The sequence below is a fragment of the Pseudomonas sp. WHRI 8519 genome (assembly GCF_040224055.2).
GTDB lineage: Bacteria > Pseudomonadota > Gammaproteobacteria > Pseudomonadales > Pseudomonadaceae > Aquipseudomonas > Aquipseudomonas putida_X.
On the sequence record NZ_CP167996.1, the window covers coordinates 3,225,538 to 3,239,682 of the forward strand.

At 63.5% G+C, this 14,145-nt stretch carries 10 protein-coding genes; 2 read left to right on the forward strand and 8 right to left on the reverse strand.

Features of this window, described 5'->3' with window-relative positions; translation table 11 throughout:
• Window positions 1–3: 3 nt before the first annotated feature.
• Window positions 4–2,508: a UvrD-helicase domain-containing protein gene (locus ABRP30_RS14740; protein ID WP_349975686.1), complete on the reverse strand. Its 2,505-nt coding sequence runs from the start codon at window positions 2,506–2,508 to the stop codon at window positions 4–6.
• A 186-nt stretch (window positions 2,509–2,694) separates the two neighbouring features.
• Here ABRP30_RS14740 and ABRP30_RS14745 point away from each other — a divergent pair, with 186 nt between their 5' ends.
• Window positions 2,695–3,393: a pirin family protein gene (locus tag ABRP30_RS14745; RefSeq protein ID WP_241803736.1), complete on the forward strand. Its 699-nt coding sequence runs from the start codon at window positions 2,695–2,697 to the stop codon at window positions 3,391–3,393.
• 38 nt (window positions 3,394–3,431) lie between these two features.
• Here ABRP30_RS14745 and pgm read toward each other — a convergent pair whose 3' ends face one another.
• The 6 genes from pgm to ABRP30_RS14775 form a co-directional block, all read right to left on the reverse strand.
• On the reverse strand, window positions 3,432–5,069 hold the full coding sequence (pgm, locus tag ABRP30_RS14750) for a phosphoglucomutase (alpha-D-glucose-1,6-bisphosphate-dependent) (RefSeq protein WP_349975687.1): 1,638 nt from the start codon (window positions 5,067–5,069) through the stop codon (window positions 3,432–3,434).
• Window positions 5,070–5,155: 86 nt separating this feature from the next.
• The gene (locus ABRP30_RS14755) at window positions 5,156–7,417 is read right to left on the reverse strand and encodes an ATP-dependent DNA helicase (protein WP_349975688.1); all 2,262 of its coding nucleotides are present in this window, start codon (window positions 7,415–7,417) and stop codon (window positions 5,156–5,158) included.
• On the reverse strand, window positions 7,414–9,063 hold the full coding sequence (locus ABRP30_RS14760) for a VRR-NUC domain-containing protein (RefSeq protein WP_349975689.1): 1,650 nt from the start codon (window positions 9,061–9,063) through the stop codon (window positions 7,414–7,416). The genes ABRP30_RS14755 and ABRP30_RS14760 overlap by 4 nt, the downstream gene beginning before the upstream one ends.
• Before the next feature lie 112 nt (window positions 9,064–9,175).
• The gene (locus ABRP30_RS14765; RefSeq protein WP_349975690.1) at window positions 9,176–9,667 is read right to left on the reverse strand and encodes a GNAT family N-acetyltransferase; all 492 of its coding nucleotides are present in this window, start codon (window positions 9,665–9,667) and stop codon (window positions 9,176–9,178) included.
• Between the two features lie 62 nt (window positions 9,668–9,729).
• Window positions 9,730–11,076 (reverse strand): PLP-dependent aminotransferase family protein, encoded by a 1,347-nt coding sequence (locus ABRP30_RS14770; protein WP_349975717.1) that lies wholly within the window; start codon window positions 11,074–11,076, stop codon window positions 9,730–9,732.
• On the reverse strand, window positions 11,066–12,445 hold the full coding sequence (locus ABRP30_RS14775) for a hypothetical protein (RefSeq protein WP_349975691.1): 1,380 nt from the start codon (window positions 12,443–12,445) through the stop codon (window positions 11,066–11,068). Before ABRP30_RS14775 ends, ABRP30_RS14770 begins: the two co-directional genes overlap by 11 nt.
• A 53-nt stretch (window positions 12,446–12,498) precedes the next feature.
• Here ABRP30_RS14775 and ABRP30_RS14780 point away from each other — a divergent pair, with 53 nt between their 5' ends.
• Complete coding sequence (locus tag ABRP30_RS14780; RefSeq protein ID WP_267816493.1) at window positions 12,499–12,714, forward strand: hypothetical protein; 216 nt, start codon at window positions 12,499–12,501, stop codon at window positions 12,712–12,714.
• A gap of 333 nt (window positions 12,715–13,047) precedes the next feature.
• On the opposite strand, the gene ABRP30_RS14785 is transcribed toward ABRP30_RS14780, so the two are convergent.
• Window positions 13,048–14,070, reverse strand: a complete 1,023-nt coding sequence (locus ABRP30_RS14785; RefSeq protein ID WP_349975692.1) for a zinc-dependent alcohol dehydrogenase family protein — start codon at window positions 14,068–14,070, stop codon at window positions 13,048–13,050.
• Between the last annotated feature and the right edge of the window lie 75 nt (window positions 14,071–14,145).

Below are 14,145 nucleotides of genomic sequence, written 5' to 3' on the forward strand. Positions count from 1 at the left end.
TGCTCATTGGCCGCGCAGGTCTTCGAAGAACGCCTGCCGGCCATCCACCTGGCTCGAAGCCCGTGGCGCCGCGGCCGCTTCGCCGCTGGCCGCCTCGACGTGCCAATAGCAGTGCTTGGCGGCACGTGTGACTGCCACATAGGCCAAGCGCTGTACCTCTTCCTTTTGCGCGGTATCGAACGGTTGGGCATCACCGGCACGGCCAAGGCCAGCATGGCGATATACCTGGTTCTTGTATGGCGAGCTGGTCAGGTACTGGCAATCGCCGAGCATGAACACGGCATCGGCCTGCAGCCCCTTGGCGCTGTGGTAGGTCAGCTGGCGAAGACGCCGCTGTTCGGGCGGCAATGCCGCTTCGTCTTGCAGCACGCCGGCCAGGTGCTCGCTCATCAAGGCTTTGTCGGCGCCCTTGCGGTACAGCATCATCACCGATTCGCCACGCTGGTAATGTTCGATCAGCGTCTGGCCAAGCACCGCTTCGTCACGTTCGCATACCTTCACTGGCGATACCGGCAACTCGGCGGCAGGGCCCGCGGCCCGGGCCTTCTTGCCGGTGATCGCTGGCGCCCCCTTGACCAGATGCTCGGCAGCCTCGATGACCAGTTGCTGAGAGCGGTAATTGTCGACCAGCATCACCCGCGTGTTGGCCGGCGACGGGAAGGTCTTGGTGAACTCCATGAAGTACTTTGGCGAACTGCCACGCCAGCCATAGATGGACTGCCAATCGTCACCCACGCATAGCAGAGACGAATACTGGGCGTTGCGCCCCGTGTGCATGGCCGGTCCGCGCCGGCGGATCTCCGCCAGGCTGGCACGCAGCCAGCTGACGATCTGCGGCGAAACGTCCTGGAACTCGTCGATCATCAGATGCGCCAAGGGCCTGAGCAACGGGTCGGGCAACAGGTGCAGGTTTTCCGGATTGTTCTCACCGAACAGGGCGAACATGCGGTTGTAGCTCATCACCGGCGGCGACTGGTCGAGCAGATGGGACTCGAGGGCCTTCCAGTACAGTGCCAGCGCCTCGAAGAACAATGCGTCGCTGTCGCCGGAGGGGAAACGCATCGCCGCCACCGCAGTGTTGACCTCAAGGCCGAGGTTTTCGATGAAGTTGGCAGCACCGACGAAGGCATCGAGCAACGGCGCCGGGGCCAGCTCGCCCTTGACCTTGTACTCGAACCCGGGGCCCGCGACCGCGTCGCCGGCCAGCGAGGCGGCCAGGCGCCGGGCCATCGCATAGTTGTCCAGCCAGATCAGCGGCCGGTCGCAGAACGCCTGCAGCAACGTGCGCTTGACCGCCCATTCGGCACGGACTGCAAGCTTGGCACCCGGGCGCTGGTACTGTGCACTTTCCGACGGGTCGAACCCAAGCACTACCCAGGCATCCAGGCCTTCCAGGCGGCCATGCACATGGAACCGGCTGCCCCGGATGTCGACCGTTTCACGGCACGGCTCGATACCCTTGATCGGCCACACGCCCGCCGCGAACCACAGGTCCTCGATCACGTCGCACAGCTCTTCGTCACGCTGGGCAGCCAGCTGCGTCACCTGCACGCGTTTCTGCACGTCGGGGTGGTCCGGGTCCAGCGGCTTGAGCTGTAGGGCTTCACGCCGCAGGGTCGCGATGATTTCTGCAAAGCGCGGGCTTTCGGCGAGCAGGTCGCGATAGCACAGATTGAGCTGCTGGCGCTGGGCGTCATTCAGGCGCAGGTCGAACAGGTTGCTCTCAGCCTCCGCCTCACGCCCCGCTGGCATGTCGTTGCCCAGGGTCTCGAATGCACGCACCTGGCCAAAGCCCGGCAGGCTGCGGACCAGCGGCAGGATGCGGGAGTGGAAGGTACGTACCAGCTCGCGGGCACGCGCCGGCGGCAGGTCCAGCTGCCACAGCGAGAACACCTGCACCAGGCGCTTGATGAAATCCTTGCGAGACTCACGGGTGAAGGTGACGACCGTCATCGCGTCCAGCTCGTAGCCCAGGTAATGGCGCAGCAGCAGGATGCGCAACACCAGCGACGTGGACTTGCCGGCCCCTGCCCCAGCCACCACGCAGGTGGAGGGCGTATCGCTGAATATCAGCTTCCACTGAGCGGCACTGGGCTGCGCCTGAGCGGGCAACCGCTGGGCTACATCGGCCTTAAAGCGCTTTTTCAGCTCGGTGGTCAGCGGCAGGCGCCAGTCGTCGAACAACAGGTCATCCCGGCCAGGTACTGCCGCGCTCTCAGGGCGCGCATCGCGAATCACCAGGACCTGGCGGCCCGCCTCATAACCTTCCACCCGCCCACGCTCGAAACCTTCGCGTACGCCATCAGCGTGGCCGCTGCGCTGACCAGTGGCATGCCCCAGAAACCAGGAGTCACGGTGTTGCGCCTGCAAGCGGCTCAGGCCACGGCCCAAAAGCCGTGCAGCCAGGCGGCGCAGCCAGGGCAATTGTGCGGGCGGGGTCAGGTCGGCAGGGGCCTGGGGTTGCTCGTGGGCCACGGTCACTCCGTTGAAAATCGAAACGACGTGCATGTTCGCCGCATCGGCAAAAAATCGCTAGCGAATGCTTGCAGATCAGTGGATTAGGCGATGAACCGCACAAATCACATCGGCAACATCCATCTAATTAAACGATCATAGTCAGCCGATATTTACGCTTATTTTCGATCTTTCTTTCAAGCATCATGGCCCCATTCCACCCATTCAAGGAGCACGATCATGCTGCAACTGCGACCTTTCGAAGGCCTTGGCCATGCCAACCACGGCTGGCTCGATGCCCGTCACCACTTCTCGTTCGCCGAGTACCACGACCCGGCGCGCATGCACTGGGGCAACCTGCGAGTCTGGAACGATGACCTGATCGCCGCCGGCAGCGGGTTCCCACCGCACCCACACCGCGACATGGAAATCATCACCTATGTGCGTGAAGGCGCCATCACTCACCAGGACAGCCTGGGCAACAAAGGCCGCACCGAAGCCGGCGATGTCCAGGTCATGAGCGCCGGTACAGGCATCGTGCACAGCGAGTACAACCTGGAAGACATCGATACCCGTATTTTCCAGATCTGGATTGTGCCGGAACGCGTCGGCGACGCGCCGTCATGGGGCACTCGGCCATTCCCCAAAGGCGAGCGCGCAGAAGGCTTCGTGACCTTGGCCAGCGGCCGTGCGGGCGATGAGGAAAGCCTGCAAATCCGTACCGATGCGCGCCTGGTGGCGGCAACCCTGCGGGCAGGCGAAACGGCCGAGTATCGCTTTGACACCGGGCGCAGAGGGTATCTGGTGCCGGCCAAGGGCCTGGTCGAGGTCAATGGGCTGCGGGCCAAGGGCCGCGATGGGGTTGCGATCGAGCAGGAAGAAGTGCTGCGAGTGACCGCCATCGAGGACAGTGAGATCGTGCTGGTCGATGTGGCTTGAACAAGCAGGGCCGCGCTGCGGCCCTGTTCACAGGTCAATCAGGCGATCGCGGCATCAACCAGTTGCTGCGCCTCGGCCACCAGGCGTTGCAGGTGCGCCTGATCGATGAAGCTCTCGGCGTAGATCTTGTAGATGTCCTCGGTGCCGGATGGCCGCGCGGCAAACCAGCCGTTGGCGGTCATCACCTTCAGGCCACCGATGGCCTGGCCATTGCCTGGCGCGTGGCTGAGGATCTGCTCGATGGGTTCCCCGGCCAGCTCGGTCGACTTGACCTGCTCCGGCGCCAACTTGCTCAGCAACGCCTTCTGCCGAGCGTCGGCCTTGGCTTCCACGCGGGTAGCGAACGGGGTGCCCAGCGCCGCGGTAAGGTCGGCATAGGCCTGGCTCGGGTTACGCCCGGTACGTGCCGTCATCTCGGCGGCCAACAGCGCGGGAATCAAGCCATCCTTGTCTGTAGCCCAAACCGTGCCGTCCATGCGCAGGAAGGAAGCGCCGGCGCTTTCTTCGCCACCAAAGCCCAACGAGCCGTCGAACAGCCCCTGGGCAAAGTACTTGAAGCCCACCGGCACTTCATACAACTCACGGCCCAGGCGCGCGGTAACGCGGTCGATCAGGCCGCTGGACACTACCGTCTTGCCCACGGCTGCATCGCTGCGCCACTGCGGGCGGTGGCGGTACAAATAGTCGATGGCCACGGCCAGGTAGTTGTTCGGCTGCAGCAGGCCATCGGCGGTGACGATGCCATGGCGGTCGTGGTCCGGGTCGCAGGCGAATGCCACATCAAAGCGCTCGCGCAGGCCGATCAGCCCTTGCATGGCGTGCGGCGAGGAAGGGTCCATGCGGATCTGCCCGTCCCAGTCCACGGTCATGAAGCGGAAGGTCGGATCGACCTCGGTATTGACCACTTCCAGGTTGAGTTTGTAGTGCTCGGCGATCGCCGACCAGTAGCGCACCCCTGCCCCACCCAGCGGGTCAACGCCCAGGCGTAGATTGGCGCTGCGGATGACGTCGAAGTCGATGACGTTTGCCAGGTCGGCCACGTAATGGCTGACATAGTCGTGGCGCTGGGTGGTCGGGGCCTGAAGGGCCTGCCCATGATCCATACGCTTGACGCCGGCCAGGCCTGCGGCCAGCAATTCGTTGGCCTTGGCCTCGACCCACTTGGTCACATCGCTGTCAGCCGGGCCACCGTTGGGCGGGTTGTATTTGAAGCCGCCGCTTTGCGGGGGGTTGTGCGAGGGGGTGATGACGATACCATCGGCCAGCCCGCCATCGCGGCCGCGGTTGTAGCACAGGATGGCGTGGGACACCGCTGGCGTCGGGGTGTATTCATCGTCCTTGGACAGCATCACCTGCACGCCGTTGGCGGCCAGCACTTCCAGGGCACTGGCGGCTGCCGGCGCGGACAATGCGTGGGTATCGGCACCGATGAACAATGGGCCGTCGATGCCCTTTTCCTGGCGGTACAGGCAGATGGCCTGGGTGATGGCCAGGACGTGGTCTTCATTGAAGCTCAGGTCGAACGAGCTGCCCCGGTGGCCCGAGGTGCCGAAGGCCACGCGCTGGGCCGCTACGGCAGCGTCGGGGCGGCCGGTGTAATAAGCGGTGAGCAGGCGGGGGATATCGACCAGCACGCTGGCCGGAGCCGGCTTGCCTGCCAAAGGACTGAGCGTCATGCAGAAACCTCGAGTTCAACGGATGTTGGGGTTGGAACACGCAGTGTACTGGGAGTTGCAACGAGGTGCGAAGGCCTTGCCGAGGATTATTCGCGGGTTATCTGCCACCAGCCAGGGAACATCTGCTGCACGCGCGGCTCGACGAAGCGCTGGTCGATCAACACCAGCACGCCACGGTCCTGATCGCCGCGAATGACCCGCCCCGCAGCCTGGATCACCTTGCGCACGCCGGGGTACAGGTAGACGTAGTCGAAGCCAGCGCCGAACTGACGCCCCAGGCGCTGCTTGAACTGTTCGTTGACCGGGTTGACCTGGGGTAAACCGAGGGTGGCGACGAAGGCACCGATCAGCCGGCTACCCGGCAGGTCGACACCTTCGCCAAAGGCACCGCCCAGCACGGCAAAGCCGACACCCTGGCCGTCTGCGGCAAAGCGCGCGAGGAAGTCCTGGCGTGCGGCTTCGTCCATGCCTGGTGCCTGGGCCCAGGCCGAAATCGCCGGGTGTCGCTCGGCCAGCAGCGCATGCACCTGCTCCAGGTATTCGAAACTGCTGAAGAACGCCAGGTAGTTGCCGGGCTGGCGCTGGTACTGCTCGGCGATCAGCGCAACGATCGGTGCCAGCGAGGCCTGACGCTCGTGGTAACGGGTAGAGACCTGACTGGCGATGCGCACTTCGAGCTGCTCGGCGCGAAACGGCGCGGCCACTTCAAGCCATGCTGTATCCGCTGGCATGCCGAGCAGGTCAGTGTAGAAATGCCGCGGGCTGAGCGTGGCCGAGAACAACGTCACACTGCGCGCAGCCTGCATGCGCGGGCCGAGCAGTTTGGCGGGCGTTACGTTGCGCAGGCACAAGGTGGCCAGGCGTCGCTGACGCGGGCCGGCGCGCAGACTCACGTCGAACAGAAAATGCTCATCGAACAGCTCGGCGACCCGGCTGAACTGCAGCGCCTGGAAATAGAACTGCAGGATGTGTGCATCCACGTCCACGGGCGACTCGTTCAAACGCTCCTGGATCAGCCCGATGCACTGCTGCAGCGAACGCACAAAGGCGTCCGGCAACTGCTCGGTGGCCAGATAAGGCGCTCGCTGCGCCTTGTACACGGCATTCCATTGGCGGTTCAAGCGGTCCAGCGCGCTGGCCAGCCCTGGCGGCTTGCGCTGACGCAACGCCAGCAACTGCCCTTGGTCGAGGCTGGCGCTGTACATGCCACGGCCACGCTCCACCAGGTTATGCGCCTCGTCGACCAGCACCGCTACGCGCCATTGGTTGGCCTGGGTCAGGCCAAACAACAGGGCGTGAGCGTCGAAATAATAGTTGTAGTCGGCCACCAGGACATCGACCCAGCGCGCCATTTCCTGCCCCAGGTAGTACGGGCAAACCTGATGTTCCAGGGCCACTTCGCGCAGGTTTGCGCGGTCCAGCAACGGCAACCGGGCTGCAGCCTCCCGCGCCGCCGGCAGGCGATCGTAGAAGCCCCGGGCCAATGGGCAGGCCTCGCCATGGCAGGCCTTGTCGGGGTGCTCGCAGGCCTTGTCCCGGGCGATCAGCTCCAGTGTGCGCAGCGCGGGCTGCGGCGTAGCCTGGGTGATCTGTTGCAGGGCATCCAGCGCCAGCGCGCGGCCAGGGGTCTTGGCGGTGAGGAAAAACACTTTGTCGAGTTGTTGCGGCACCATGGCCTTGAGCAACGGGAACAGCGTGCCGAGGGTCTTGCCGATACCGGTGCTGGCCTGGGCCATCAGGCAGCGCCCGGTGCTGACCGCCTTGTACAGGGTTTCGGCCAGTTGCCGCTGGCCTTGGCGAAACTGCGGGTAAGGAAAGCCCAGGCTCTGCAGGCCGCGGTCACGCTCGGCCAGGCGCTGCGTTTGCGCCTGGGCCCAGGCGAGAAAGCACTGGCATTGGGTTTCGAAAAAAGCGTGCAGCTCGGCGGCGCGGTAATGCTCGCTGATCAAGGTCTGCCCGTCGTTGTCCACGTTCAGGTAAACCAGCGCCACCTCGATGGCGGGCAACTGCCGTGCCTGGCACAGCAACCAGGCGTAGACCTTGGCCTGGGCCCAGTGCAGTTGGCGATGATTGGCCGGTTGCCGGGCCAGGTCACCACGGTAGGTCTTGATCTCTTCAAGCCGGTTTGCGGCGGGGTCATAACCGTCGGCGCGACCGCGCACCTGCAAGCCCTGATACGCACCCTCAAGTGCGACCTCCGCCTCATAGCCGGCGGCCCGCCTGGCCACGACCCGGCGATGGCCCTCCATACCCTCCTGGGCAGTGGGCGACGGTGTGAAGCGCAGGTCGAGATCACCGGCCTTGGCAGTGAACTCACACAAAGCCCGCACCGCCACGCGGTAGTTCATGGCTCTTCGCTCCAGCGCACATGGCAGACCGCGACCGGCAGGCCGTGTTCGGCGCAGAATTCCAGCCACCGCAACTGGTTGTCCTGCAGGCGGTCGCCAGGCCCTTTGACCTCGACCATGCGGTAACGCCCCTGCTCCGGCCAGAACTGGATCAGGTCAGGCATGCCGGTACGGTTGTTGCGGATGTCCTGCAGCAAGCGCAGGAAACACTGCTTGAGGTGCTCCGCCGGGAGGCAAGCCAATGCCTGTACGAGCAAGGCATGGCTGAGCATCTGCCAGAACACGAACGGCGATTGCAGCCCTTGCTTGGCGGCATAGCAGTCGAGGATGGCCTGCTGATGCGAGCCGTCGTCAAGCCGGCCCAGGCAAGCATCGAACTGAGCGGCGCGGCGCAGTTGGAAGTCGCAGTCATGCAGGTCTTGCGGTGCAGCCTGAAAGGGGTTGAAGAACGCGCCGGGGATCGGGGCAAAGATCGCCTCCCAGCACAACAACCCGAACAGGCTGGTGAGCAGCGTGTTCTCGACGTAGTGAACCTGCCCGCCTGCTTGCGCCAGGTGCTGGCGAACCGCCTCCTCGACACCCAACGCAGCCTGTTCGCGCGGCAGTTCGAGCTCGATCACCGGCGCGGGTGTAACACGTCGACGGCGCTGCGCCGGCCCGCCCAGTTTGCGCACCAGGCGCGGCACCATGCGCTGCAGCGCCTGCACTTCCAGGGCATTGGCAGGCGCTTGAGCCAGCTGCAATGCCAGGGCATGCGCGTCTTGCCAGCGCTCGCTGCGCTCCAGCACGCGCACCTGGCGGATGCGCGCTTGGGCATGGCTGCTCTGGGCATACACCGTCAGTGCCAGCTCCCAGTCGCCAAGGCGCTCGCACTGCTGGCCCAAGGCAAACAGCAAGCGCGCGTGACGCCGGGCCAGCCACGGGTTGTCGCTGCCCCAGCCCACCAATGCCTCAAGGATCGACGCAGGCGCCTCACCCAGCTCCAAGCGCTCGGCGCACTGGTGCAAGGCCATGGCCAGGTCGACGTCGCTGCGCTGCTGCAAGGCCCGCGAGCCGGGGCTGAATGGCACGTGCTCGAAACGCAGCACGCCCAGGTCGGCCAGGACAAAATCAGACCAGTCCTGGTACAGGTTGCCGAAGAACAGCAGACGCATGCGATCGCACAGCGGCTGCAGGCACCACTGGACGATGCGCACCGGTGCACTGGCGAACCAGTCGGACAGTGGCCTGGGCGCCAGCGCCAACGCTTGCAGTTGCGCGAGCAGATCGCTTTTGGCCGCACGCGGTCGGCTCAGCAGGCCGGCAAAACCGCTGGCCAGCTCTTCCTTGCGCAGCAAGGCGAACAATTGCTCCAGGCTCAACTGTTCGGGTTCGCGCACCCAGCCCAGCGCCTGCAGGGGCTGCAAGGCCACAGACGAATCGCCGATCTCGGCATAATCCAGCCGGTCGCTGCGAAACAGCTCGCCCTTGCGCATCACCATGCGCACAAGCAGGGCCTGGGCTGGCTCCTCGAGCCTGGCAAAAGCCTGGATGAACGCCAGCTCCTGGGTATCGAGCAGGTCGGCATAACGGTGTTCGACCCACAGCAGTACCTGGCGGAAGTTATGCAGGTAATAGAGCGGGTCGTCGACGGAATGGGCGATCACAGGGCGGGGTCGGGCAGCAGGAACGGACACTGTTTATACATACAGATAACGCTTGCTGGCAAGCCCCGTGGGTCAGGTCGGCCAACGCCCGACGAATGGTGCGCGGGCCACCTCAGAGCGTCATGACCATCTCATGCCAGGCCATGCCGCCGTGGTCCGAGGGCGATGGCTTCACGTAGTGATACCCCATCTTGCGGTACAGCTCGACATGCTGCTGCTTGCACATCAGGTGGATGGTGCGCTTGTGCAGCGCGGTCATCCGCTGCACGAAGGTGTCCATCAGCAGCTTCGCGTAGCCTTTGCCCTGATGAGCCGGATCCACCACAACGGACATGATCACCACGTTGGCGGCCGCCGGGTCGTGGCCTACCAGCTCCTTGAAGGCCTCATCGGACATCACCACGTCGTGGGCGCAGCCACTGTTGATGAAGCCTACGACAAGGCCGTCGACCTCAAGCAGGAGAAAACCCTCTGGGTACTGCGCGATGCGGGTGCGGATCTTTTCGAGGGTCGCGGCCTCATCGCCCTCGTACGCGCCGATTTCGATCTCGTAGCAGCGTTCGGCATCCTGTGGAACAGGTTGACGGAAATGTGGGGTGCCCATGCAGATGCTCCTGAGTGTGAACGAACAGGGCGCCATGATACGTGACCTGCCAGGGCAGGCGATCAGCTTTTGCTGTCAGCCTGGCGCCCGCGACGCGGTAGCAACAGCTGCTTCAACCGGCGAAGCTCCTCGCTAAGCGCTTCTGGCCGGTCGCCTGCCCAGGTGAAAGCCAGGTAGTGCTGATAACGCCCCTGCAAACTAAACCGCGCACCTGCCAGGACTTGCAAGGCCGGGCCAGACAATGCTGCCGCGATGCGCTCGAGGGCGATTGGCTCAAGCATGCGCACCCACAGGACATACCCCCCGTCAGGCATGTCGAAGGCCACTTGCCCGCCCAGGCAAACAGTGAGTTGATGGCATAAATGCTCCATACGCTTGCGCAGCTCCAGCCGACGCCGGCTCAACTGTCCATCGACCTCGCCATTGCCGAGCATCTGCGCCAATGCCTGCTGACGCACGGGCGGCAGCTGGAACGCCCGCCGGGAAAACCGTTCGGCAAGGGTGCCATGCAGGCCCAGCACATACGCATAGGGCGCCTCGGCACCGACCAACGCCTGCAGCGAACCCAGCACCAACAGCCAACGTTGGTCGACCCAGTCTCGCAAACGTGCCACAGGCGGTCTATCGAAACAGTACTCGCTGTCCAGATCGTTCTCCAGCAGCCACACAGGGTGCGCGGCCAGCAAGTGGGCAATCTGCCGCTGGGCCTGTTGCGACATCAACCGCCCCGTGGGCATGCCAAGGCAGGACGGTATGACCATCATGCGTACCGACTCACGCCCCAGCAGGCGCGCCAGGCTGCCGAGGTCGGGGCTGCCGTGGTTGTCCACGGGCATCTCCAGCACGTGCAGACCAAAGCGCTGCAAAACCCTCAGCAAACGCCAGCAGCACGGCGATGCGACCAGCACCGTGCTGCCATGCAACGCCAATGCCTCCAGCAGCGTTTCCAGCAAAGCCTGCATGTCGGGCCCCAGGTGCACATCCTCAGCACGCCAGGATTGCCGGGACGCTCGGCTATAACGTTCGGCCAGTATGTGCCGCAGGCGAACTTCTCCCGAACTCTGGGCGCCGGAGGATGAACAGGCCCGCTGTCGGGCCAGCCGTCGTTCGTGAGCGAACAAGACACGCTCCATCGCCGGATGCGCCAGCACGGCCTGGTCCGACTCGGCAGTGGCCGCTACGCCAGTAATGACTCCCGCAGGCACAAAGTACCCGGACTTGGGTACCGACAGCACCCGCCCTTCATGTTCCAGCAACCCGTAGGCCGTTTGCACAGTGGCCAATGAAACGCGCAGGTGCCGCGACAGGGCGCGCAGTGAGGGCAAACGGCGCTGCCCTCCCCGCGCGGCCTCATCGATCAGCGCTTCCAGATATCGATACACCGTCTGGTAGGCGAATTCACGCCCCATCAGGTAAGCCCCCGCAGACAATCGAAGCAGCAGCGGGCCGGCAGGCCAGTAGCCCCAGATGCACATCACGTCGCGCCAGGTTGGCCAGCAAGGCCCAGGTGCTGTGATTCAAACGCCCTTCGTAGATGGCCCGCAATTGGGCGAGGGACAAACCACTGGTGTTCACCAACCAATCCTTGACAGGGTCGGGACACGGCTTGCCCTGCATGACGCGGTGCAGATAAGGCAGGGCCACCAACATATCGGCGTGGCAGCATTGCAGAAAGCGCTCCAGCCCACGCCCCTTGTTGGCGAACGGGCTGTGCAGCATGCAAACGAGCTGAGTTCGCTCAAGGCCATAGGCCTTGGCAAAACGGCTGTGCTGCGATGCTGGCGCCCTTTCGCAATGCAGACGCTGCGCCGGGCTTGCCTGCACAGGCGCATTGCAGCGCGACAGCAATTCGTGCAACTGGGCCAAGGCCAGCGGGTCAAGAAAACTCGCCAGGGGCATGGCCTTGTGCACCGCTTCGAAGCGGCATTCCATCATCGAGTCCAGCTCATCGCCACTCAGCAGCTGGGGCATCAGGTCGTCGATGGTAATCAACCTGATCGGAAACTCCGAGCAGCGCCCGGTGCCCGGCTTTTCGGGCTCGCCAAGTGAGGTGCCGGCAGTGTTGTGCAACTGGCTCAACCGCTCGGCAAGCGTCGCCATGCATTGATGCAGGTTTGCCGTCCCCCCGTCACCCGACTGGCGCAGGCCCCTGCGCGCCCATGCCAGGTAACGCAGCCGCTGCCGCGCAGGCATGGCGGTTACCATTGCATCGACTGCCGGCTGGCCTTCAAGCGCCAGCCACAGCGCTGCGCCGAGCTCCAGGTGCGTGCGGCTGCCCAAAAGTGCTTCAGGCCGCGCATCGACAAGATGGCCGAACACAAGCAGGGCATCGCGCGCCAGCGCCCAGGGTGCGACCTCCAGATAGGGCCTTCGGGTGAACGACACCAACTGCCCGGCTTCGAGCATCTGCAACTGCACACGAGGATCGTCATGCAGAAACAAGGCACTGAACACACGCTCATGTTGCTCGAGAAGCGCGCCGCTGGCCGCAGGCAGACATACAGCCACCACCTGCAACTGAAAGGTGACAGGTGCACGCTGGGCGATGCTCAACTGGGCCGCACGCAAGACCGCCAGCAGCCGGGCGCTATGGCAGTCTGCGCCTAGCAGCACGAGCAACTTGAAGGTACCGATGTATTCCGGGCCACCTGCGGCTACCAGCAGGCGCTGAATGAACAGCTGTAAAGAGGCGCGCTGGACCTGGGACATATGGCCCAGCACGCGATCCAGCACCTGCTGGTAGATATGGTGCATAGCTTGGTCGTGGATATTGCTCACATGTCACCTCACTACTTCATGCTTTCCACCGCCAACGATGCACTTTTGCATGAATGAATAAGCGGCGAATCAAGCCTGAAGAAACTTCCTACAAGTCTTTAAGAGAAACTGAAGTGACGAATTACTGTCGCCATGACATTGATAAAAATGAAACCCCGCGTGTGCCCGGCGCTGCGCCAGAATACCAAAAGCCAGGGGTGTTCTTCTCCATTGCACGCTCCTTGCGTAAAGCATCATTACGCCATTATCAAGCGTTGCTCAACGATTAAAAGATACAGATGCCGGTAAAAAAACCATTCAGCCGAATGACAAGTCACTGTGCGCCAGAGGCCGGGGAGTTTCAAAGACAAAGAATGTTCAAAGGATTTGCGGGCACGCGAAGTGGCAATGACTGTTTATGTAGGATGGGGACTAGTTAGTTGTAGGAATAGTCCCAAGCAATAGACTATTCACGGAAAGTTGGAGGTAAGGTACTGGAACTACACGCACTGGGTTTAAGGGCGTTGCGGTCAAGGCATTCGCCCGGTGGCATCATGAAGGAGCGGTGAACCTGCAAAAAAAACCCGAGCCAAGCCCGGGTTTCCTTGTACATCCAATGTCTATCAGGCCACGCCCAGGTCCAGCACCACTCTGCCGCCACAAGGACACTCATCCATGTACCGGTGCGCTTCAACCACCTGATCAAACGGATACACCTTGATGATCTGCGGTGTCAGCAACTGGTCAGCCGTGAACTGGTTGATATCACGCAGGGCGCGCTGCAACGCAACCTGGTCCTGGCTAATGCCCAGTTCCGGCTTGCCGGTGAAGTTACCGATACAGTGAACGTAGAACTGGATGTTCTTCTGGAACGCCGCACAGGCCGGGAACGGTGTCTGGTTACCCCCCTGCAGGCCATACAGCACCAAGCTGCCGCGTGGCGCGAGCACGTCGCCAAGGAGCGACATCTGTGGGCCGCCCATGCCATCGAGGACCATATCCACGCCGCGCCCATCGGTGTACTTGCCAACCTGCATGAGCAAGTCCTGCTCTTCGGTGACAATCACCTTGTCAGCACCCAGGCCCAGCAGGTAATCGCGCTGCTCCGGCTCCTTGGTGGCAGCGAACACCTTGAGGCCCAGGGCCTTGCCCAACTGCACGAAGGCGGGCCCTGCGCAGTGGCTGGCATCGGTGACCAGCGCGGTCTGCCCGGCCTTGGCCCTGGCCAGGTCGACGTAGGCGAAGTAGGCGATCAGCAGCGGCGTGTAATGCACGCTGGCTTCGATCGGCGTGAGGATATCCGGGTAACGGGTAATCGCCGTGCGCGGCAGGACGATCACATCCCCATACACCGGGTGATCATTGGCGCTGGTCGCCGGGAAGCTGGCCACCCGGTCGCCCACTGCAATGTCATCGACACCTTCACCCACCGCAGTCACCACGCCGGCCATCTCGTGGCCGATCCCCGCAGGCAGACGGGCCTGGGATGGCGCCAGGTTCTGTCGCCAGAGCACGTCGTACCAGCTCACGCCAATGGCCTCGACGCGGATCTGCACCTCGCCGACAGCAGCTGACGGTTCGGCCTGCTCCTCGCAGCGGAGCACTTCGGCAGCGCCGAACTTGTGGAACCGGATCATGCGGGACATCGCATACCTCGCCTTTGTGAATCTCGTATTACCACGGACTTTATCCGGGCTTTTGCCGTTAGACCATCAGTGGCT

What these genes read in the sequence shown, in the direction of transcription:
- ABRP30_RS14745 (WP_241803736.1), top strand. Translation starts at nt 2,695, where the DNA reads ATGCTGCAACTGCGACCTTTCGAAGGCCTTGGCCATGCCAACCACGGC.
- ABRP30_RS14785 (WP_349975692.1), bottom strand. Translation starts at nt 14,070, where the DNA reads ATGTCCCGCATGATCCGGTTCCACAAGTTCGGCGCTGCCGAAGTGCTC.
- pgm (WP_349975687.1), bottom strand. Translation starts at nt 5,069, where the DNA reads ATGACGCTCAGTCCTTTGGCAGGCAAGCCGGCTCCGGCCAGCGTGCTG.
- ABRP30_RS14780 (WP_267816493.1), top strand. Translation starts at nt 12,499, where the DNA reads ATGAATAAGCGGCGAATCAAGCCTGAAGAAACTTCCTACAAGTCTTTA.
- ABRP30_RS14765 (WP_349975690.1), bottom strand. Translation starts at nt 9,667, where the DNA reads ATGGGCACCCCACATTTCCGTCAACCTGTTCCACAGGATGCCGAACGC.
- ABRP30_RS14740 (WP_349975686.1), bottom strand. Translation starts at nt 2,508, where the DNA reads ATGCACGTCGTTTCGATTTTCAACGGAGTGACCGTGGCCCACGAGCAA.
- ABRP30_RS14770 (WP_349975717.1), bottom strand. Translation starts at nt 11,076, where the DNA reads ATGGGGCGTGAATTCGCCTACCAGACGGTGTATCGATATCTGGAAGCG.
- ABRP30_RS14755 (WP_349975688.1), bottom strand. Translation starts at nt 7,417, where the DNA reads ATGAACTACCGCGTGGCGGTGCGGGCTTTGTGTGAGTTCACTGCCAAG.